The sequence below is a fragment of the Agrobacterium sp. CNPSo 3708 genome (assembly GCF_028674915.1).
GTDB classification, from domain to species: Bacteria; Pseudomonadota; Alphaproteobacteria; order Rhizobiales; family Rhizobiaceae; genus Agrobacterium; species Agrobacterium cavarae.
On the sequence record NZ_JAQZSF010000001.1, the window covers coordinates 597,553 to 616,560 of the forward strand.

The window sequence follows — 19,008 nt, forward strand, 5'->3', positions numbered from 1 at the left end:
CCATGACCATCATTCTTCATCCGGGCGCAGTGCCACTTGCCGATCTCGCGACAATCTACTGGGAGAATGGTGCCGCCAAGCTCCATCCCTCCTTCGATACCGGTATCGAGAAGGCGGCGAAGCGCATCGCTGATATCGCCGCCGGCAACGCGCCGGTCTATGGCATCAATACCGGCTTCGGCAAACTGGCCTCGATCAAGATCGATGCCGCCGATGTCGCGACCCTTCAGCGCAATCTGATCCTTTCCCATTGCTGCGGCGTTGGCGCGCCCCTGCCGGAAAATGTCGTGCGGCTGATCATGGCGCTCAAGCTCATCTCCCTTGGGCGCGGCGCGTCCGGTGTGCGGCTGGAGCTGGTGCGGCTGATCGAGGCGATGCTGGAAAAGGGCGTCATTCCGCTAATCCCGGAGAAGGGCTCGGTCGGTGCTTCGGGCGATCTTGCGCCGCTCGCGCATATGGCCGCAGTAATGATGGGCGAAGGCGAAGCCTTCTTTGGCGGCGAGCAGATGGCCGCCCGCGACGCGCTGGCAAAGGCCGGGCTGACACCTGTGGTTCTAGCGGCCAAGGAAGGTCTGGCGCTGATCAACGGCACGCAGACATCGACCGCGCTGGCGCTCGCCGGTCTCTTCCGCGCCCATCGCGCGGCACAGGCAGCCCTCATCACCGGCGCGCTTTCCACCGATGCGGCGATGGGGTCTTCGGCACCCTTCCACCCTGATATTCAGACGCTTCGCGGCCACAAGGGCCAGATCGACGCCGGTGCGGCCCTTCGGCAGTTGCTGGAAGGATCGGAAATCCGCGTCAGCCATATTGAAGGCGACGAGCGGGTTCAGGACCCCTATTGCATCCGCTGCCAGCCGCAGGTGGATGGCGCATGCCTCGATCTTCTGCGACAGGTGGCGAAGACGCTCGAAATCGAAGCCAATGCGGTGACCGATAACCCGCTGGTTCTGTCCGATAACTCGGTCGTCTCCGGCGGCAATTTCCATGCAGAGCCCGTGGCCTTTGCCGCGGACCAGACCGCCCTTGCGATCTGCGAAATCGGTGCGATTGCCCAGCGTCGTATCGCGCTTCTGGTCGATCCGGCCCTCTCCTATGGCCTGCCGGCCTTTCTTTCGAAGAAGCCCGGCCTGAACTCCGGGCTGATGATCGCCGAAGTAACGTCGGCTGCGCTGATGAGCGAAAACAAGCAGATGTCGCATCCGGCATCCGTCGATTCCACGCCGACTTCCGCCAACCAGGAAGACCATGTGTCCATGGCCTGCCACGGCGCGCGCCGCCTGCTGCCCATGACGGACAATCTCTTCGCCATCCTTGGCATCGAGGCGCTGTCTGCCGTGCAGGGCGTCGAGCTTCGCGGTCCATTGAAGACGAGTCCTGAGCTGCAGAAGGCCATGTCTGTTCTGCGCGCAGAAATTCCCTCGCTTGAAGAGGATCGCTACATGGCGCCCGATCTCAAGGCCGCATCCGACCTGATCGCTACCGGTGCGCTGGTGGGTGCGATTTCAGATGGCATTCTGCCGAAGCTGGAGGCTTGAGATGTCAGTCGTCGATATCCACCAGGGTCGATCGCCCGTCATTCTCGGTCTGCCGCACACTGGCACGGACGTTCCACCAGAGATCTGGGAGCGGCTGAACGACAATGGCCAGCTGCTGGCAGACACGGACTGGCACATTCACGAGCTTTATGCCGGTCTGCTCTCCGACGCGACGACGGTGCGCGCCACCTTCCATCGCTATGTGATCGATGCCAATCGCGATCCTTCCGGCACCAGCCTTTATCCAGGCCAGAACACGACCGGCCTCGTGCCGGAAACGGATTTCGATGGCGAGGCGATCTGGAAAGAGGGTGAGGCGCCGACGGAAGAGGATATCGCCTACCGGCTGCAGCATTTCCATGCGCCTTATCATGCAGCGCTTGCAGCCGAGATCGACCGTGTGAAGGCGATCCATGGCGTGGCGATCCTCTATGATTGCCATTCCATCCGCTCGAATATTCCCTTCCTCTTCGAAGGAAAGCTGCCGGATTTCAACATCGGCACGGATATGGGCAAGACCTGCGATCCGGCGGTGGAGGCCATTGCCGTCGATGTGACCTCGGCGGCTGAAGGCTATACGTCCATTCTCAATGGCCGCTTCAAGGGCGGCTGGACGACGCGTCACTACGGCCAGCCGGATAAGGGCGTGCATGCGATCCAGATGGAGCTTGCGCAATGCACGCATCTCAAAACTGAGACGCCGCCCTTTGCCTATGATGACGACAAGGCCGCGAAACTCCGCACCCATCTCAAAACCATTCTGACGCGCATGCAAGATTTTGCGCTCGCTCTCAGACCATAAAGGGGAAAGATCATGACAAACCCGCGTCATAACGAACGAGAAGTCCGCGCACCGCAGGGTCCGGAACTAAATGCCAAGAGTTGGATGACCGAGGCGCCGTTGCGCATGTTGATGAACAACCTGGACCCGGATGTCGCGGAGCGCCCGCATGAACTGGTGGTCTATGGCGGCATTGGTCGTGCAGCGCGCACCTGGGAGGATTTCGACCGGATCGTCGCCACGCTGAAGGACCTCAACGAAGACGAGACGCTGCTGGTGCAATCCGGCAAGCCTGTCGGCGTGTTTCGCACCCACAAGGACGCGCCGCGCGTGCTGATCGCCAACTCCAACCTCGTTCCGCATTGGGCGACGTGGGAGCATTTCAATGAACTGGACCGCAAGGGCCTTGCCATGTACGGCCAGATGACGGCCGGGTCGTGGATCTATATCGGCACGCAGGGCATCGTTCAGGGCACCTACGAAACCTTCGTGGAAGCCGGGCGCCAGCATTTCGGCGGCAACCTCACAGGCAAGTGGATCCTGACCGGTGGCCTTGGTGGCATGGGTGGCGCACAGCCGCTCGCAGCCGTGATGGCAGGCGCCTGCTGCCTGGCTGTCGAATGTGACGAGACCCGCGTCGATTTCCGCCTGCGCACCCGCTACCTCGATGCCAAGGCGCATACGCTGGATGAGGCGCTTGCGCTGATCGACCAGTGGACCAAGGCGGGCGAAGCGAAGTCCGTTGGCCTGATCGGCAATGCCGCCGATATCTTCCCGGAACTCGTCAAGCGGATGAAGGCTGGCGGTGCACGCCCTGATATCGTCACCGACCAGACGTCCGCGCATGACCCAATCCATGGCTATCTGCCTTCCGGCTGGAGCGTCGCCGAATGGCGCGCCAAGCAGGAAAGCGATCCGAAGGCGGTGGAGGCTGCTGCCCGCGCTTCGATGAAGACGCAGGTTCAGGCCATGGTGGATTTCTGGAACGCCGGTGTTCCAACGCTCGATTACGGCAACAATATCCGCCAGGTCGCCAAGGAAGAGGGCTTCGAAAACGCCTTCGCCTTCCCCGGTTTCGTGCCTGCCTATATCCGTCCGCTCTTTTGCCGCGGCATCGGGCCGTTCCGTTGGGCTGCCCTTTCGGGTGATCCGGAAGACATCTACAAGACCGACGCCAAGGTGAAGGAACTGCTGCCGGACAACAAACACCTGCACAACTGGCTGGACATGGCGCGTGAGCGCATCGCCTTCCAGGGTCTGCCAGCGCGTATTTGCTGGGTTGGTCTTGGCGATCGGCATCGCCTGGCGCTTGCCTTCAACGACATGGTCAAGAGCGGCGAGTTGAAGGCCCCGGTCGTGATCGGTCGCGATCACCTCGATTCCGGCTCGGTCGCCTCACCCAATCGCGAGACCGAAGCGATGAAGGACGGCTCGGATGCCGTTTCCGACTGGCCGCTGTTGAACGCGCTGCTCAACACCGCATCGGGCGCCACCTGGGTGTCGCTGCACCATGGCGGCGGCGTCGGCATGGGCTTCTCGCAGCACTCGGGTGTCGTCATCTGCGCCGACGGCACGGATGATGCCGCACGCCGTCTGGAGCGCGTGCTGTGGAACGACCCGGCGACGGGCGTGATGCGCCACGCGGATGCCGGTTACGACATCGCGCTCGATTGCGCCAAGGAGAAGGGCCTTCGCCTGCCCGGCATTCTGGGTAACTGAGCGATGAGGCGGCTTCGCGCGTCAGAGTACAAGCGCATGCCGTGGAAGAACGGCAAGGGAGAGACGGTGGAAATCGCCGTCTTTCCGCCGGGCGCGTCCATGGACGCGTTCGAGTGGCGGATCAGCATGGCAAGCGTAGCCAATGACGGCGCTTTTTCTCTGTTTCCGGAGATTGATCGAACGCTATCCATTCTGTCCGGGCACGGCATGTCGCTCACCATCGATGCTGCGGCACAGGTTCTTTTGACGATGGAAAGCGATCCGCTTCGTTTTGCCGCCGATGTTCCTGTCGACGCAACGCTTGTGGATGGCGCGATCACCGATCTCAACGTCATGACGCGTCGAGGGCGGTTTGCGCATTGCGTTGAGCGACGCGCTAGTTCGTTCTCGGTGCATGGCTGTGAACGTGGGGAGACGGTGTATCTTCTGGCGACGGGGCCCGTTACGTTCACCACTGCGGGCGAGACGGTGAAGCTGGAGGCGATGGATTGCGTGCTCGTTGGAGAGGATGCCAGCGTGACGGCTGAGAATATCGTCTGCTATGAAATACGACTTCAAGGGGCTGCTTAGCGCTGGACTAAGAGACGAGCTCAAGCGATGCTCTGCTTGAAGACGACGGCCAACTTCCCTCTTAGCCGTCATCCTCCGCCTTGAGCCTAGGATCTATAAGCCATTAACGCCGTTGGGAAAAATGGATCCTCGGGTCAAGCCCTAGGATGACCCGAGGAAGAGTTTGGGCTACCAAAAGAAAGGCCCCGCGCAAACGGGGCCTCCATCCTTCAAACTTCAATCCGCATCACTTCATCGTCGGCATGACGAATTCAGCACCCGACTTGATGCCGGATGGCCAGCGGGCGGTGATCGTCTTGGTCTTGGTCCAGAACTTGATTGAATCCGTGCCATGCTGGTTGAGGTCGCCGAAGCTCGAGGCCTTCCAGCCGCCGAAGGAGTGATAGGCGAGCGGAACCGGGATCGGAACGTTGACGCCGATCATGCCGATATTGATGCGGGAAGCAAAGTCGCGGGCGGCATCGCCGTCGCGGGTGAAGATGGCGACGCCATTGCCATATTCATGCTTCATCGGCAGGTCGAGCGCTTCTTCGTAGTTCTGGGCGCGGACGACGGAGAGAACCGGTCCGAAGATTTCCTGCTTGTAGATATCCATGTCAGGCGTGACGTGGTCGAACAGGCAGCCGCCGACGAAGTAACCGTCCTCATAGCCCTGCAGCTTGAAATCGCGACCATCGACGAGAAGCTTGGCGCCCTGCTCGACACCGCTGTCGATCAGACCCTTGACGCGCGCCTGGGCTTCCTTGGTGATGAGCGGACCCATATCGGCCTTGTCGTCAGTGTAAGGACCGATCTTCAGAGCTTCAATTTGCGGGATAAGCTTTTCGACGAGACGATTGGCGGTGTCTTCGCCCACAGGTACGGCGACTGAGACGGCCATGCAGCGTTCGCCAGCCGAACCGTAACCGGCACCCATCAGCGCGTTGACGGCCTGATCGAGATCGGCATCCGGCATGATGATCATGTGGTTCTTCGCGCCGCCGAAGCACTGGGCGCGCTTGCCGTTCATGGCAGCGGTTCCATAGACGTAACGGGCAATCGGCGTGGAGCCGACGAAGGAGACAGCGCCGACGTCCGGGTTGGTCAAAAGACCATCAACCGCGCTCTTGTCGCCATTGATGACGTTGAGAATGCCGGCGGGCAGACCTGCTTCGATCATCAATTCTGCGAGACGGATCGGCAAGGAAGGATCACGCTCGGATGGCTTGAGGATGAAGGCGTTGCCGCAGGCGATTGCCGGGGCGAACATCCACATGGGGATCATGGCAGGGAAGTTGAACGGCGTGATACCTGCACCAATGCCGACCGGCTGGCGGATGGAATACATGTCGATCGCCGGGCCAGCGCCTTCGGTGAACTCGCCCTTGGCGAGATGCGGAATGCCACAGACGAACTCGCAGACTTCCAGGCCGCGAATGATATCGCCCTTGGAATCTTCGACCGTCTTGCCGTGCTCGCTGGAGAGAAGCACCGCCAGCTCATCCATGTTCTTGTTGAGGAGTTCGACGAACTTGAAGAAGACGCGGGCGCGACGCTGCGGGTTGGTCGCGGCCCATTTCGGCTGCGCGGCCTTGGCGCTCTGCACCGCGGCGAGGATTTCGGCATCGCTTGCCAGCGCCACCGTTGCCTGCACTTCGCCGGTTGCCGGGTTGAAGACATTCGACGTGCGGCCGCTCGTGCCTGCCACGCGCTTGCCGTCAATGAAATGGCCGATCTCGTTCATGGTGTCCTCCTTGGATTTTTCGTTGCGGCACCTTCGCGCTTTAATTTGCACAAATCAATGACCGGGAGTAATCATCCGTTGTGCGTAAATTAAAGTCCTACCCCATGATAGGCGATCGATGTTTGGGGTTTTTTGCAAAGCGGAGGCGAAGTGCGATGGATAACAAGCGCATTGTGAGGATGGCGGAGCTCGAAATCGATCCTGTCCATCTTGAAGATTACCGCCATCTCTTGATTGAGGAGATCGAGGCTTCGGTGCGACTTGAAGAGGGCGTCCTCGCTCTCAACGCCGTCGCCTTGAAGGATGCCCCGGAGACAATCCGCATTCTAGAAGTCTACCGCGACGTCCAGGCCTATGAGGCGCACTTACAGACGCCGCATTTTCTCAAATACAAGCGCGAAACCCAGATGATGATCCGGTCGCTGAGCCTGATCGATGTCGAGCCTGTAGCAATGGTGAGCAAATGAACTGGGACGATGTGCGCCTGTTTCTGGCGGTCGCCCGGACAGGCCAGATCCTTGCCGCCTCACGACGGCTTGGTCTCAATCACGCAACCTTGTCGAGGCGCCTGACCTTGCTGGAAACCGCCCTGGAGACAAGGCTCTTCGTCCGCCGCACCAATGGCTGCGAATTGACGGAAGAAGGGGCACGGTTTCTCATCTCCGCAGAGCGCATGGAAGCTGAAATGCTTTCCGCTCAGGCTGTTCTGGGCCAAGGCCTCTCAGCGATCAGCGGTACGGTCAGGATCGGAGCTCCGGATGGCTTTGGCGTCTCGTTTCTCGCGCCGCGTCTTGGTGCATTGACGGCGGCGCATCCGGAATTACGGATCGAGTTGGTGCCTGTACCGCGGTCTTTTTCGCTTTCCCACCGCGAGGCCGACATTGCCATTACAATCGAGCGGCCCGAGCAGGGGCGGCTGGTCTTTTCAAAGCTGACCGATTACTCACTCGGCCTCTACGCGTCGAAAACCTATCTCGAACAAAATCCGGCACCTCAATCTGTCGAGGATTTGAGGCAGCATCGGCGGATTGGATATGTCGAAGATCTGATCTTTTCGCCATCGCTCAATTTTACCGCTGAAATCATGCGCGACTGGGACGCGACATTTGCGGTTTCCAGCGCGATCGGTCAGACCGAGGCGGTGCGTTCCGGCGCGGGGATTTGCATCCTGCATGATTACATTGCCCGCAACGATCCAAGCCTTGTGCGGCTGCTTCCCGAGATTTCTATCCGGCGATCCTACTGGACGGCCTATCACGAGAATGCCCGCCAACTTGCCCGCGTGAGGACAGTCGTGCAGTTTTTGCAGGATATCGTCGCGAAAGAACGTCGCAGCTTCTTGTAAGCGAACCGGTTAGCGAGCCGACAGACAATCCTGGAGCAGAGCCAGCAAGGCCGATCCGGCCTCTTCAATCTCGCCACTATTGTCGATGGTCGTTACATCGAAACTATCGCAGATGGCATCGACCCTACGATCGAGCCGCCCCATGATTTCCGCCATGCTCTCGCGTCCGCGATTTGCCAGCCTCTCCGACAGGATTTCCGGCCGGGCCGTAACCACGACCACCTTCAATGACGGGAAAGCACTTCTGAAATGCGGCAGCGCCGAGCGCGAGCCATTGGCCACCGCCACACCACCCGTCTTCAGATGCTCTTTAACCGATGCGGGAATGCCGTAATGCAGGCCGTGGGCACTCCATGACACACAAAATTCGCCGGCTACCTTTTTGCGCTGAAACGCTTCTTCGGTGCAGCCCTGGTGGTTTTCACCACCAGCATCGCTGTCTCGGGTGATGACACGGCGAACGAAATGCACATCGGGATTATCCCGCAGGTGGTCTGCGGCATAATCGATGAGCGTATCCTTGCCGGCGCCACTCGGGCCGACGACGACAATCATCGTTCCGAGCAGGTTGAGGCTTGGTGACGGTGAGTCAGACGATGCGAGGCTCATGCGACACGTTTTCCCTGTCGCCAGACGCTCCGCACCACAGGCACGCCGCTTTCGCGACGAACCCGCACGAGGTCTGCACGCAGGCCTTCGGCAATGGAACCGCGATCCGTCAGGCCAACGGTCTTCGCCGGCGTTGCCGTCACCATCGCAAGCGCCTTGGGAAGGGTCATGCCTTCCACCTGATCGGCCAGCAGGAAGGGTGCGTAAAGCAGGCTGAAAGGCACGTAGTCCGACGACAGTACATCGAGAACGCCGAGTTCGGCGAGATCGCGGGCAGCAATATTGCCGGAATGGGATTTGCCGCGAACGATGTTCGGCGCGCCCATCAGCACGCTCATGCCAGCGGTGTGAGAGGCCTGGGCAGCCTCGACACTCGTTGGAAATTCGGCAAGACGCACACCATGGCCAATAGCTTCCTCGACATGGGCTTCCGTCGCGTCGTCATGGCTTGCCACCGTGATGCCGCGTTCAGCGCAACGGGCCGACAGATAGTCGCGGTGCTTGCCGGAGAATTTTTCCGACGCAGAGACGCGTCGATCAACAAAAGCCTTGAAGGCTTCGTCACTCAAGCCGCGCTTCTTCTGGTAGAACATGACGTACTGATCCATCGTCTGGAACTGACGCTGGCCTGGGGAATGGTCCATCAGCGAGATCAGCCGCACATGCGGATCGTTTTCGAAATCTTCGAAATGCTCCAGCACGTCGGCGGAGGCGACTTCGCAGCGTAGATGCAGCAGGTGGTCGGAGCGAAGGCGATCTTCACCCTTCGCCTTTTCGATGGCATCGGCCATGTCACGCATTTCGCCTCGCGCAAAGCCGCCATCCTCATCCGAGCCTAGACGCAGGCAATCGAAGACGGTGGTGATGCCGGAAGATGCGACCTGCGCATCATGCGCCTGAATGGCGGCGATCTTGTCCCAGGTTACACCGGGGCGCGGCGAATAATGCTGCTCCAGGTGGTCGGTGTGCAATTCGACGAGGCCGGGGATCAGATAGTCGCCCTCGAAATCTTCTCCGGTTCTTGATGAACCCTCGCTGATATCGGCAATCACGCCATCGCGGATCAGGACGGAGCCTTGGACGACATCGTCGGACAGCACGATGCGCGCATTGGATAGGACATGTTCAGCCATTTCGGACATCTTTCGTATTGGGAGCAGCCAGTGGCTGCCAGCTATGAACGGTAAAGGCTTCGCCCCGCTCCTTTTCGACGAAAAGGCCAAGGCCGGAGATCGTCAGCGGGCGATGGATGAAGCCGGCAAATGTCTTGGTAAGGATATCCGCCATCTCGTCGCTGCGCCCGTCACTCACCGGCCCGGTCAGGGTCATGTGGAAGCGGAAATCGTCCATGACGTAGGGATAGCCGAAGCGATGCAGGTTGGCGCGCTGGCTTTCGCTCAGCGTCTCGGGTTTCCGACGGGCAATGTCGCGCTCGGAGAGGGGCGCACGGAAGGGCTCGAAATGCTCGACCACATCGGCGGCAAAATCCTGAAGCGGCTGGTGGCGTGCCGCAGGCACCAGAGCGAAGAAGGGTCCGAGCGATCCAACAACGACTTCCGGAATATCGAAGGCGGTGCGTGAGGAGGCAAAGGCCGAAAATGCCTCGACCAGTTGCTCTTCGCTTTTGTCGGCCGCGAGCTCGAAGGGCGCTTTCAGCGTGGCGTGGAAGCCGTAGCGTCTCGGATCTTCCGTCACATCGGCGAAGCTCACGTAATCGTCAAACACCTCTTCGGAAAAGGCGTGGCGCCCCAGCCACCGCGACGCTGTCTCAGTCAGCGGATCGGTGGCGGAGGGCGAAAAATAGAGAGCGTAGCGCACGATGTCGCACTTTCAAACGTCATGAAAACAGCGGAAGCGTCATTTGAGACGACTCGTCTCTACCCCGCAAGGTCAGAAGTGCGAGGTAGACCTTTTCCATGACAGAATGATGATATCGCCCGACAAATTTGCCGGATATCTACATCGTCTTAATGATGCGGTTTGCCGATCAGACGGGAGCGGATCGCATTCGACATATTGTCGAAAAGGAAGACGACGATGAGGATCAACAGCACCATATAGGCGACCTTGTCCCAATCCTGATTGGTGCGCATGGCTTCCAGAAGCTTGAGGCCGATACCGCCCGCACCGACCGCGCCGATAATGGTGGCGGAGCGGGTGTTGCTTTCCCAGAAATAGAGCGACTGCGAAATGAAAACCGGAAGCACCTGCGGAATGACGCCATAGCGATTGACGATCATTGGCGACGCACCGACAGACTTCACGCCTTCGCGCTGCTTGTCATCGACATTTTCCAGCGCCTCGGCATAGACCTTTCCAAGCGCGCCGGTATCGGTGAAGAAGATCGCAGCGATACCGGGGATCGGTCCGGGGCCAAAGCTGCGGGTAAAGAACAGCGCCCAGATCAGCATATCGATGGAGCGCAGGAAATCGAACACGCGCTTCATGCCCCAGTTTGCCACCCTGTTGGCGGTAATGTTGCGCGCGGCGATGAAGGCGAGCGGGAACGCAACGAGCGTGCCGAGCAGCGTGCCGAGAAACGCCATGACGAGCGTCTGCAGCAGTTTGGACAAGATATCCTCATGCTGCCAGACGTCGTTCCCCAGGAAGTCATCGACCATTTTCGAAATGTTGGACTGCGCTGGATCGATGCGGGGCTGCCAAAGGGCGAGCGACGCGAGCTCCCCCCAGCTTTTGCCCCAGAACTGCGAACGGGTATCGAAGAAGAAATTGGCCCAACCAAGGAAACGGCGCTGGACGTAAAGTTGCGAGGTGCGGATTTCCGCCTGTCCGGCAAAACCGTAGTCGACCACGACCTTGTTCTCGTCCTGGCGGATCTGAGACGGCGCGCCGGCGGGCGCCGTAACGCGGTCTGCGCCGATCGCCACCGGATAGAGCGTGCCGTCAATATAGACGTTCGCCTGCGTCGGCATGACATCGATACGGTTCTGCCCACCGCCATAGATCACGCTATAGCCGCCATCCGGAAGAGGCTGAAGCCAGCTGATATGGGCATTGGCCGGATATTGACCGCGGCTCGTCCACTGCGGAACCACCTTGCCATCTTCAAAGCGAAGTCGCGGCTGAGCGCGCCAGGAATACCAGTCCTGAATATAGCTCGACGCGCGCTCCCAGCGGCCATTCATCAGAGCGGGGCCGACATTGAAGGCGAAGAAGCAGATGACGAGATAGGCGAAAACCGCGACGAGGCCGAGGAACAATCCGTACCGGCGCAGGAAGCTCTGCTGGAAGACCTGCGGATATTGCGAAAGAAGGCGTTCGCGATCCGCACCATTTATGACAAAGCTAGTGGACATCAGGCCGCTCCCCGTCCGAATTCAAAGGATTGATGGCCGATCAGCCTGCGGCGCAGCCAGCCGGAAAACTGGTCGACGGCGATGATGGTGACCAGCAGCATGATGATGATGGCATAGGTCTTGGCGGCATGATCATTGCCGATCGCCAGGCGAAAGACCTCGCCGATACCGCCGCCGCCAACAGCGCCGATGATGGTGGAGGCGCGCACATTGATTTCGGCGCGCAGCAGCGCATAGGAGACGAAATTTGGCAGAACCTGCGGCACGATGGCAAAGCGCACACGCTCCAGCCAGTTGGCACCCGATGCCCGCAAGCCCTCATCCGGCTTCATGTCGGCATTTTCGACGACTTCGAAGAAGAGTTTTCCGAGCGCGCCGACGGTATGAATAGTGATGGCGACGATGGCGGCAATGGGCCCGAGCGAAAGGATGGCGGTCAGCAATCCGGCGATGACGATTTCCGGAAAGGCGCGCATCACTTCCAGCATGCGTCTGACGGCAAAACGCACGGCACCGGCGCCGACGAGATTGGTGGAAGCAAAGAAGCACAGTGCGAAAGCGAAGGCCGTGCCGATCAGTGTCGAAACCAGCGCAATGTTCAGAGTGATGATCAGCTGATAGAAGAAATGCGGAATATAAAAGCCGTCGCCGATATAGACCCGCTCCGAGACATAGTCGTATTTCAGAGAGCCGTCGGCATAGGGTGACGGCAGATCGAACATGGCGCGAACGACTTCCATCGGGCTGTTCGGCAGGAAGGTCTTCATAAAATCGAAGAAATAGGGCAGCCGCTCGAAAAACTTGCCGGAATTGGCGCTATTGGCAAAATCGAGCGAGGCAAAGAGCAACGCAAGAAAGACGACGATGGCGATGCCGGTGTAGATGCGTCGCGTGACCAGCTGTTGCTGGTAGTGCTGCATGACCTTCTTCGAGGCCTCGCCCAACGTATCTGGGGTGATTGGCGTGCTGGCCATGTCTTTTGCGTCCTTGCCGGAGCCATGCGGGTGACGATGGATTCACCGATGCTCTCATTCACCGTTTCAGCGGCATCCCTTTGGAAGCGTGACGGCGTTCCCGGGCTGCGCTTTAAAAAAACGGCGGCGTCTTTCTGACGCCGCCGTCTCATGCTGTTGTTGGCAATCAGCCGCCGATAACGGCCTTACGGGCATCAACGATCGTCTGGTAGAAGGACGGATCGACCTTGATGTATTCCTTGTTCTTGCCCTGGGTGAAGCCCTGGAAGCAAGCGAGGTCCTTCTTCGGCAGGTCGAGGAAGAAAGCTTCGATCTTTTCCTTCATCGGCTCGCCGACCTTGTTGGCAACCATAAGCGGACCGTTCGGGATCAGCGGCGACTTCCAGACTTCGACGAGATCGTCCATGTCGAGATTGCCCTTGGCGACCATCTGGTGGAGGTTGCCGGAGCTGTAGCCTTCTTCCCACTTGCCCACGCCGGAACCGAAGGTGGTGCCGACATCGAACTTTTTGTCGAGAACGGCGAGAACGAGGTTCTCATGGCCGCCGCCGAAGCCGGTTTCAGAGAAGTATTCCTTGACCGGCTTGCCGGTTTCCTTCGGCAGAGCGACGTTCGGGATCAAGTAACCGGAGGTGGAGTCCGGATCGGCAAAGCCGAGCTTCTTGCCCTTGGCGTCTGCCAGCGTCTTGATGCCGGAGTCCTTGCGGGCAACCATGATGGTGTAATAGCCGCTGGAGCCGTCAGCGCCGGTGTATGTCAGGATCGGATCGACAGCCTTCGGGTCCTGAATAGCGATCTTGGCGTAGGAGGATGCGCCCATGGAAGCAATGTCGATGGTGCCGCCCAGCAGACCCTGAATAACGCCGTTATAGTCCGGCGATGGGAAGAGCTGAACCTGCTCAACACCGGTTGCAGCCTTCAGGCCATCGGCAATGCACTGCGCGTTGCGCAGCTGGTCGTTGGAGTTTTCGCCGCCATCGAGGCCGATGCGCAGAACCTTGACGTCCTGAGCGAGAGCCGAACCGGCCAGAAGGCCAAGTGCAACCGCCGAAAGAAGAGCTTTCTTCAACATGGATTTATCTCCGTTTTTCCGGCGAGCCGGAGTTTGACACGATATGGAATGTGATATTGGCCCCTGACGCGGGCGGATCGATGCTGTGCGGTCCTTACAGTCCAGCCATGGAAAGCGGCTTGGGAGCAGAAGCTTCAGGACCGGCAGATGGGTGTTGGGCGCGCGCGGCAAGCTCCGCACCTTCAATGGTGATGCTGGTCGACGTCATGGTTTCGTCGATGCCGGCACCATGAGAATCAGTACCGTAGATTTCCTTGACCGCGCGGGCATCGAGTTCGGCGGGCGTGCCGTCGAAGACGACGCGACCGGCCGCCATGCCGATGATGCGCTCACAATAATTGCGGGCAGTATCCAGCGTGTGCAGGTTGGTGATGACGGTGATGCCTTCGCGCTCATTGATGTCGCGCAGCGCATCCATGACGATTTTTGCGTTGAGCGGGTCAAGCGAGGCAATGGGCTCATCGGCAAGCAGCATGCGCGGCGACTGCATCAGTGCACGTGCGATCGCCACACGCTGCTGCTGCCCACCCGACAGCGTGCCGGCCGGCTGCATCGCCACATGTTCGATCCCCAGGCGCTCCAGTGCTGAAATCGCCATCAGACGCTCTTCGGTGGTGAAGATGCTGAGCAGGCTCAAGACCGTGGAGCGGTGATCGAGGCGACCGAGCATGACGTTGGTCAGAACGTCGAGACGCGGCACGAGATTGAATTGCTGGAAGATCATGGCGCAATCGCGCTGCCAGTGGCGAAGCGCGGCGCCGCGGAGTGAGGAAACCTCGAGATCACCGAAATGAATGGAGCCGGATGTGGGATCGACCAGGCGGTTGATCATGCGCAGGAGGGTGGATTTGCCTGCACCCGAACGTCCGATGACGCCGACCATCTGGCCCTGGGGGATATCGAGCGTCACGCTGTCGACGGCGGTCGATTTGCCGAAGCGGCGCGTTACCTGCTTGAGGTGAAAAGTCATAGGCCAAATCCAGTCTCGTTATTTCGGATTCGGCCTATCAGGGGTGCGTGAAGCGCGAATGTCAGTTTGATGAAGAAATTATTACAAGGCTGACGTTACGGGAGATGGTGTTCGTTTACCCGTCATACTTGGCAAGAAAGGCCTCCGCTTCGAGCGAACGGAAATCATCGAGGGCAGCGCGAAGCCTCGCATGATCCCAATCCCACCAGGCCAGTCGGTCCATGCGCTCGCCGATCTCTTCTGGAAAACGGCGCCGGATGATTTTGGCCGGGACACCGCCGACGATGGTGTAAGGCGCAACATCTTTCGAGACCACGGCACCGGCACCGACGACGGCGCCATTGCCGATGGTGACGCCGGGCAGGATGGTCGCGCCGTGTCCGATCCAGACATCATGGCCGATGACGACGCGTCTGGCGCGTCTTGCGGCGAAGAACTCCGTCTCATCCTCCGCATCGTCCCAATAGTTATGGGCGCGGTAGGTGAAGTGGTGCAGCGTCGCGCGCGACATGGGATGGTTGGTTGCATTGATGCGCACCGAGGCGGCGATGTTGACGAACTTGCCAATCGTCGCGCACCAGACGGCACCGTCCTGCATGATGTAGGAGTAGTCGTCCATCTCCACTTCTTCGATGCGGCAGCGCTCCGAGACTTCGATGTAACGGCCGAGCTTGGAGTTGACGACGCGGGCGCTTTCGTGAATGGCCGGTTCCAGGCCAACTTTGACACTCATGCTGCGATCTTTCTGGGTGAGAACTGCGAGACATCGAGGATGCGATCGGCCACGGCTTCACGTACTTCCTCATCGTGAAAAATGCCGAGAAGGGCTGTTCCTTCGGCCTTCTTTTGCCGGATCATCTCCACCACGACCTTGCGATTGGCCGCATCGAGCGACGCCGTCGGCTCATCCAGAAGCAGGATGGTGTGGTCGGTAATGAAGCCGCGGGCAATGTTGACGCGCTGCTGTTCGCCGCCGGAGAAGGTCGCGGGTGGCAGGGACCACAATTCCCGTGGCAAGTTGAGCTTCGATAGCAACTCCCCTGCCCGCTCGCGCGCCTCTTCGACCGGAATTTTTCGAGCAAGCAGCGGCTCGGCCACCACATCGACGGCGGCGACGCGCGGAACGGTGCGCAGGAACTGGCTGACATAGCCAAGGCTGCGGTGACGGACCTCCAGCACGGTGCGGGGTGCGGCACTGCCGATATCGACCATCTGTCCCTCATGCTTGATGAGGATCTGGCCGCTATCGATGGCATAATTGCCATAGAGCATCTTGAGGATGGAGCTTTTCCCGATCCCCGAAGGCCCGCCAAGCACGACGCATTCGCCCGCCTGGACAGAGAAGTTCACATTGCGCACGACAGGCAGTTCGATCCCGTCACGCAGATGCATGGTGAAGCTTTTGAAGACTTCCGAAACAATGAGGGGGGTCGGCATGTCACACCTGCAGGATCGAGGAAACGAGAAGCTGAGTATAGGGCTCGCGCGGGTCGTCCAGCACGCGGTCTGTCAAGCCATGCTCGATGACGTTGCCATCCTTCATCACCATCATGCGGTGCGACAGGAGCCGTGCAACCGCAAGGTCATGGGTGACGACGATGACGGACAGGCCGAGATCGTTGACGAGACCGCGAACGAGATCGAGAAGCCTTGCCTGGACCGAGACATCCAGACCGCCGGTCGGCTCGTCCATGAAGACGAGGCGCGGCGAGGTGACGAGGTTGCGGGCGATCTGCAGGCGCTGGCGCATTCCGCCGGAAAAGGCACGCGGCTGATCATCGATGCGATCGGTGCCGATCTCCACCCGCTCCAGCCATTCGCTGGCGGTGTTGCGGATATTGCCATAATGCCGGTTGCCGACTGCCATGAGCCGTTCGCCGACATTGGCGCCGGCAGATACCGTCATGCGCAGACCGTCAGCCGGATTCTGGTGAACGAAGCCCCAATCGGTGCGCATGAGGAAACGTCGCTCCGCCTCGCCCATATGATAGAGATCGCGAAGAGACCCGTCGCGCATGCGATATTCGACGCTGCCGGTGGTCGGCATCAGCCGGGTGGAAATGCAGTTCAGCAGCGTGGTCTTGCCGGAACCGGATTCGCCGACGATCGCCAGGACTTCTCCCGGCCAAAGATCGAAGGAGACGTTGCGGCAACCGGCGCGGTCACCGTAATATTTGGAAACGTCGCGGACTTTCAAAAGCGGCTGGTCGCTCATTCTGCGGCCTCCTTCACATCGGCCAGGAGATGGCCGCGATGGCCATGTTCGCGCCGATCTTCGCAATGGTCGGTATCGGAGCAGACGAACATGCGCCCGCCCCGATCATCCAGGATGACTTCATCGAGATAGACATGGTCCGCACCACACAGCGCACAGGGCTTGTCGAAGGTCTGAATCTCGAAGGGATGGTCGTCGAAATCGAGGCTGACGACTTCGGTGTAAGGCGGCACGGCATAGATACGCTTTTCACGCCCGGCGCCGAAGAGCTGCAAGGCTTCCGACATATGCATTTTCGGATTGTCGAATTTCGGCGTCGGCGACGGGTCCATAACGTATCGGCCTGCGACCTTCACCGGATAGGCGTAGGTTTTCGAAATGCGACCATTATGGGCAATGTCCTCATAGAGGCGCACATGCATCAGGCCATATTCTTCCAGCGCGTGCATGACGCGGGTCTCGGTCTCGCGTGGCTCGAGGAAGCGCAGAGGCTCAGGAATCGGCACCTGGTAGACCAGCACCTGACCTTCCGTCAGCGTTTCTTCAGGAACGCGGTGACGGGTCTGGATGACGGTGGCTTCCTTGGTATGCGTGGTGACGGCGACATTCGCAACCTTCTGGAAAAAGGCGCGGATGGAGACGGCATTGGTCGTATCATCCGCCCCCTGATCTATGACCTTCAGCACATCATGCGGTCCGAGGATCGAGGCTGTCACCTGCACGCCACCCGTTCCCCAGCCGTAGGGCATGGGCATCTCACGCGAGGCAAACGGCACCTGGTAGCCGGGTATGGCGATCGCCTTCAGAATAGCGCGGCGGATCATCCGCTTGGTCTGTTCGTCCAGATAGGCGAAATTGTACGTAGCGAGACCTTCATCGGCGAAGGTCTCTTCAAATGAAACTTCTTCAAGCATCGTGCGTTGTCCTTCCGTAAGTCACAACGGATGTCAGGAGTAAATGATCATGGAGATCGGAATTCTCATTGCGCTGTTCTTCACTGTATTTGCAGCATCCAGCGTATTTTGCGCATACTGGTTCAACGAGCAGCGCTGAAACCAAGTCTTTATTCGGCAGCATCGTTCAACCAACTTTCATCTGATCTTTGCGCAGCCTCGAAATCGGCGCGCATCTTTCTGACAAGACCAAGTTCAGCCTGGAAATCGACATAGTGCGGGAGTTTCAGATGCTCCACGAAACCTGTCGACTGAACATTGTCCGCATGCGAAATCACAAATTCTTCGTCCTGAGCCGGTGCGGTTCTGTCCTCACCGAACTCGTCTGCGCGTAACGCCCGGTCCACCAGCGACATCGCCATGGCTTTGCGTTCACTTTGCCCGAAGACGAGGCCGTAGCCGCGGGTGAATTGCGGCGGCGCCTTGGCCGAACCCTTGAACTGGTTCACCATCTGGCACTCGGTCACCTGAATATCGCCGATGGAGACGGCAAAGCCGAGTTCGGGGATATCCAGCTCGACCTCCACCTCGCCAATTCTGACTTCACCGACGAAGGGATGGTTGCGGCCGTAGCCGCGCTGGGTCGAATAGGCCAATGCGAGGAGGAAACCTTCATCGCCGCGGGCGAGCGACTGCAGCCGCAAATCGCGTGCCATGGGAAATTCCATCGGTTCGCGGGTCAGATCGCCGGGAATATGGTCTTCCGGCATGTCACCATCGCTTTCGATCAGGCCTTCTTCCGCCAGGATTTCCGAAACGCGCATGATGTGTTCGGCTTCTGAATCGCGCAGGACAGGCTCCTCCACTTCTCCATCTTCGAGAAGCGAAGGATCGAGCAGGCGGTGGGTGTAGTCGAAGGTCGGGCCCAGCAACTGTCCGCCGGGCAGATCCTTGTAGGTCGCCGACACGCGGCGCTCGACCAGCATCTCGCCCGTTTCCACCGGGTTGGAATAGCCGAAACGTGGGAGTGTCGTGCGATAGGCGCGCAGCAGGAAGATCGCCTCGATCATGTCCCCACGCGATTGCTTGACGGCGAGAGCTGCGAGCGAGCGATCATGAAGCGAGGCTTCGGCCATCACCCGGTCGACGGCCAGGCCAAGCTGTTCGACGATCTGGCCGATCGTCATGGCCGGCAGGTTGCGGTCTCCACGACGACGATCGGCCAGCAGGCGGTGTGCATTGGCAATGGCGGTTTCTCCGCCCTTTACGGCAACATACATGG

19 protein-coding genes are annotated in these 19,008 nt (G+C 59.6%); 6 read left to right on the forward strand and 13 right to left on the reverse strand.

Annotation, left to right across the window (positions count from 1 at the left end):
• The first annotated feature begins 2 nt into the window (after positions 1 to 2).
• Genes hutH through PVA19_RS02815 form a run of 4 tightly spaced genes read left to right on the forward strand, consistent with a single transcriptional unit; the run spans position 3 to position 4,608 of the window.
• Entirely contained in the window at positions 3 to 1,538 is a 1,536-nt protein-coding gene (hutH, locus tag PVA19_RS02800; protein ID WP_274101060.1) for a histidine ammonia-lyase, read from the forward strand.
• Position 1,539: 1 nt separating this feature from the next.
• A complete protein-coding gene (gene hutG / locus PVA19_RS02805; RefSeq protein ID WP_062427257.1) occupies positions 1,540 to 2,340 on the forward strand; it encodes an N-formylglutamate deformylase in 801 nt (266 codons plus the stop codon).
• A 12-nt stretch (positions 2,341 to 2,352) separates the two neighbouring features.
• On the forward strand, positions 2,353 to 4,038 hold the full coding sequence (hutU, locus tag PVA19_RS02810; RefSeq protein WP_062427258.1) for a urocanate hydratase: 1,686 nt from the start codon (positions 2,353 to 2,355) through the stop codon (positions 4,036 to 4,038).
• 3 nt (positions 4,039 to 4,041) lie between these two features.
• Positions 4,042 to 4,608, forward strand: a complete 567-nt coding sequence (locus tag PVA19_RS02815; RefSeq protein ID WP_062427259.1) for a HutD/Ves family protein — start codon at positions 4,042 to 4,044, stop codon at positions 4,606 to 4,608.
• A gap of 226 nt (positions 4,609 to 4,834) precedes the next feature.
• Here the strand turns inward: PVA19_RS02815 and PVA19_RS02820 are convergent, their stop codons facing one another.
• The gene (locus tag PVA19_RS02820; protein WP_062427260.1) at positions 4,835 to 6,331 is read right to left on the reverse strand and encodes a CoA-acylating methylmalonate-semialdehyde dehydrogenase; all 1,497 of its coding nucleotides are present in this window, start codon (positions 6,329 to 6,331) and stop codon (positions 4,835 to 4,837) included.
• Between the two features lie 155 nt (positions 6,332 to 6,486).
• Between PVA19_RS02820 and PVA19_RS02825 the strand changes: the two genes are divergently transcribed.
• A complete protein-coding gene (locus PVA19_RS02825) occupies positions 6,487 to 6,798 on the forward strand; it encodes a putative quinol monooxygenase (protein ID WP_062427261.1) in 312 nt (103 codons plus the stop codon).
• On the forward strand, positions 6,795 to 7,676 hold the full coding sequence (locus PVA19_RS02830) for a LysR family transcriptional regulator (RefSeq protein WP_062427262.1): 882 nt from the start codon (positions 6,795 to 6,797) through the stop codon (positions 7,674 to 7,676). The genes PVA19_RS02825 and PVA19_RS02830 overlap by 4 nt, the downstream gene beginning before the upstream one ends.
• 9 nt (positions 7,677 to 7,685) lie before the next feature.
• Here the strand turns inward: PVA19_RS02830 and phnN are convergent, their stop codons facing one another.
• The 12 genes from phnN to PVA19_RS02890 form a co-directional block, all read right to left on the reverse strand.
• Entirely contained in the window at positions 7,686 to 8,285 is a 600-nt protein-coding gene (gene phnN, locus PVA19_RS02835) for a phosphonate metabolism protein/1,5-bisphosphokinase (PRPP-forming) PhnN (protein ID WP_062427263.1), read from the reverse strand.
• Positions 8,282 to 9,418: an alpha-D-ribose 1-methylphosphonate 5-triphosphate diphosphatase gene (locus PVA19_RS02840; RefSeq protein WP_062427264.1), complete on the reverse strand. Its 1,137-nt coding sequence runs from the start codon at positions 9,416 to 9,418 to the stop codon at positions 8,282 to 8,284. The genes phnN and PVA19_RS02840 overlap by 4 nt, the downstream gene beginning before the upstream one ends.
• Positions 9,411 to 10,103: a DUF1045 domain-containing protein gene (locus PVA19_RS02845; RefSeq protein WP_062427265.1), complete on the reverse strand. Its 693-nt coding sequence runs from the start codon at positions 10,101 to 10,103 to the stop codon at positions 9,411 to 9,413. Before PVA19_RS02845 ends, PVA19_RS02840 begins: the two co-directional genes overlap by 8 nt.
• A 149-nt stretch (positions 10,104 to 10,252) precedes the next feature.
• Positions 10,253 to 11,602, reverse strand: coding sequence for a phosphonate ABC transporter, permease protein PhnE (phnE, locus tag PVA19_RS02850; protein WP_062427266.1), 1,350 nt, complete (start codon positions 11,600 to 11,602; stop codon positions 10,253 to 10,255).
• A complete protein-coding gene (gene phnE, locus PVA19_RS02855; RefSeq protein WP_062427267.1) occupies positions 11,602 to 12,576 on the reverse strand; it encodes a phosphonate ABC transporter, permease protein PhnE in 975 nt (324 codons plus the stop codon). Before phnE (PVA19_RS02855) ends, phnE (PVA19_RS02850) begins: the two co-directional genes overlap by 1 nt.
• Positions 12,577 to 12,742: 166 nt before the next feature.
• On the reverse strand, positions 12,743 to 13,648 hold the full coding sequence (phnD, locus tag PVA19_RS02860; RefSeq protein ID WP_062443352.1) for a phosphonate ABC transporter substrate-binding protein: 906 nt from the start codon (positions 13,646 to 13,648) through the stop codon (positions 12,743 to 12,745).
• A gap of 94 nt (positions 13,649 to 13,742) precedes the next feature.
• Entirely contained in the window at positions 13,743 to 14,618 is an 876-nt protein-coding gene (phnC, locus tag PVA19_RS02865; RefSeq protein WP_062443354.1) for a phosphonate ABC transporter ATP-binding protein, read from the reverse strand.
• A gap of 115 nt (positions 14,619 to 14,733) precedes the next feature.
• Positions 14,734 to 15,351, reverse strand: a complete 618-nt coding sequence (locus PVA19_RS02870) for a DapH/DapD/GlmU-related protein (RefSeq protein WP_113175714.1) — start codon at positions 15,349 to 15,351, stop codon at positions 14,734 to 14,736.
• A complete protein-coding gene (gene phnL / locus PVA19_RS02875; RefSeq protein ID WP_274101061.1) occupies positions 15,348 to 16,055 on the reverse strand; it encodes a phosphonate C-P lyase system protein PhnL in 708 nt (235 codons plus the stop codon). The genes PVA19_RS02870 and phnL overlap by 4 nt, the downstream gene beginning before the upstream one ends.
• Before the next feature lies 1 nt (position 16,056).
• Complete coding sequence (gene phnK, locus PVA19_RS02880) at positions 16,057 to 16,833, reverse strand: phosphonate C-P lyase system protein PhnK (protein ID WP_112955327.1); 777 nt, start codon at positions 16,831 to 16,833, stop codon at positions 16,057 to 16,059.
• Positions 16,830 to 17,747, reverse strand: coding sequence for an alpha-D-ribose 1-methylphosphonate 5-phosphate C-P-lyase PhnJ (locus PVA19_RS02885; RefSeq protein ID WP_062427273.1), 918 nt, complete (start codon positions 17,745 to 17,747; stop codon positions 16,830 to 16,832). Before PVA19_RS02885 ends, phnK begins: the two co-directional genes overlap by 4 nt.
• Before the next feature lie 149 nt (positions 17,748 to 17,896).
• On the reverse strand, positions 17,897 to 19,006 hold the full coding sequence (locus PVA19_RS02890) for a carbon-phosphorus lyase complex subunit PhnI (RefSeq protein WP_113178849.1): 1,110 nt from the start codon (positions 19,004 to 19,006) through the stop codon (positions 17,897 to 17,899).
• Between the last annotated feature and the right edge of the window lie 2 nt (positions 19,007 to 19,008).

Excerpts from the sequence above, each read along its gene's own strand:
- hutH (WP_274101060.1), top strand. The coding sequence starts at position 3 with ATGACCATCATTCTTCATCCGGGCGCAGTGCCACTTGCCGATCTCGCG.
- hutG (WP_062427257.1), top strand. The coding sequence starts at position 1,540 with ATGTCAGTCGTCGATATCCACCAGGGTCGATCGCCCGTCATTCTCGGT.
- hutU (WP_062427258.1), top strand. The coding sequence starts at position 2,353 with ATGACAAACCCGCGTCATAACGAACGAGAAGTCCGCGCACCGCAGGGT.
- PVA19_RS02815 (WP_062427259.1), top strand. The coding sequence starts at position 4,042 with ATGAGGCGGCTTCGCGCGTCAGAGTACAAGCGCATGCCGTGGAAGAAC.
- PVA19_RS02820 (WP_062427260.1), bottom strand. The coding sequence starts at position 6,331 with ATGAACGAGATCGGCCATTTCATTGACGGCAAGCGCGTGGCAGGCACG.
- PVA19_RS02825 (WP_062427261.1), top strand. The coding sequence starts at position 6,487 with ATGGATAACAAGCGCATTGTGAGGATGGCGGAGCTCGAAATCGATCCT.
- PVA19_RS02830 (WP_062427262.1), top strand. The coding sequence starts at position 6,795 with ATGAACTGGGACGATGTGCGCCTGTTTCTGGCGGTCGCCCGGACAGGC.
- phnN (WP_062427263.1), bottom strand. The coding sequence starts at position 8,285 with ATGAGCCTCGCATCGTCTGACTCACCGTCACCAAGCCTCAACCTGCTC.
- PVA19_RS02840 (WP_062427264.1), bottom strand. The coding sequence starts at position 9,418 with ATGGCTGAACATGTCCTATCCAATGCGCGCATCGTGCTGTCCGACGAT.
- phnE (WP_062427266.1), bottom strand. The coding sequence starts at position 11,602 with ATGTCCACTAGCTTTGTCATAAATGGTGCGGATCGCGAACGCCTTCTT.
- phnE (WP_062427267.1), bottom strand. The coding sequence starts at position 12,576 with ATGGCCAGCACGCCAATCACCCCAGATACGTTGGGCGAGGCCTCGAAG.
- phnD (WP_062443352.1), bottom strand. The coding sequence starts at position 13,648 with ATGTTGAAGAAAGCTCTTCTTTCGGCGGTTGCACTTGGCCTTCTGGCC.
- phnC (WP_062443354.1), bottom strand. The coding sequence starts at position 14,618 with ATGACTTTTCACCTCAAGCAGGTAACGCGCCGCTTCGGCAAATCGACC.
- PVA19_RS02870 (WP_113175714.1), bottom strand. The coding sequence starts at position 15,351 with ATGAGTGTCAAAGTTGGCCTGGAACCGGCCATTCACGAAAGCGCCCGC.
- phnL (WP_274101061.1), bottom strand. The coding sequence starts at position 16,055 with ATGCCGACCCCCCTCATTGTTTCGGAAGTCTTCAAAAGCTTCACCATG.
- phnK (WP_112955327.1), bottom strand. The coding sequence starts at position 16,833 with ATGAGCGACCAGCCGCTTTTGAAAGTCCGCGACGTTTCCAAATATTAC.
- PVA19_RS02885 (WP_062427273.1), bottom strand. The coding sequence starts at position 17,747 with ATGCTTGAAGAAGTTTCATTTGAAGAGACCTTCGCCGATGAAGGTCTC.
- PVA19_RS02890 (WP_113178849.1), bottom strand. The coding sequence starts at position 19,006 with ATGTATGTTGCCGTAAAGGGCGGAGAAACCGCCATTGCCAATGCACAC.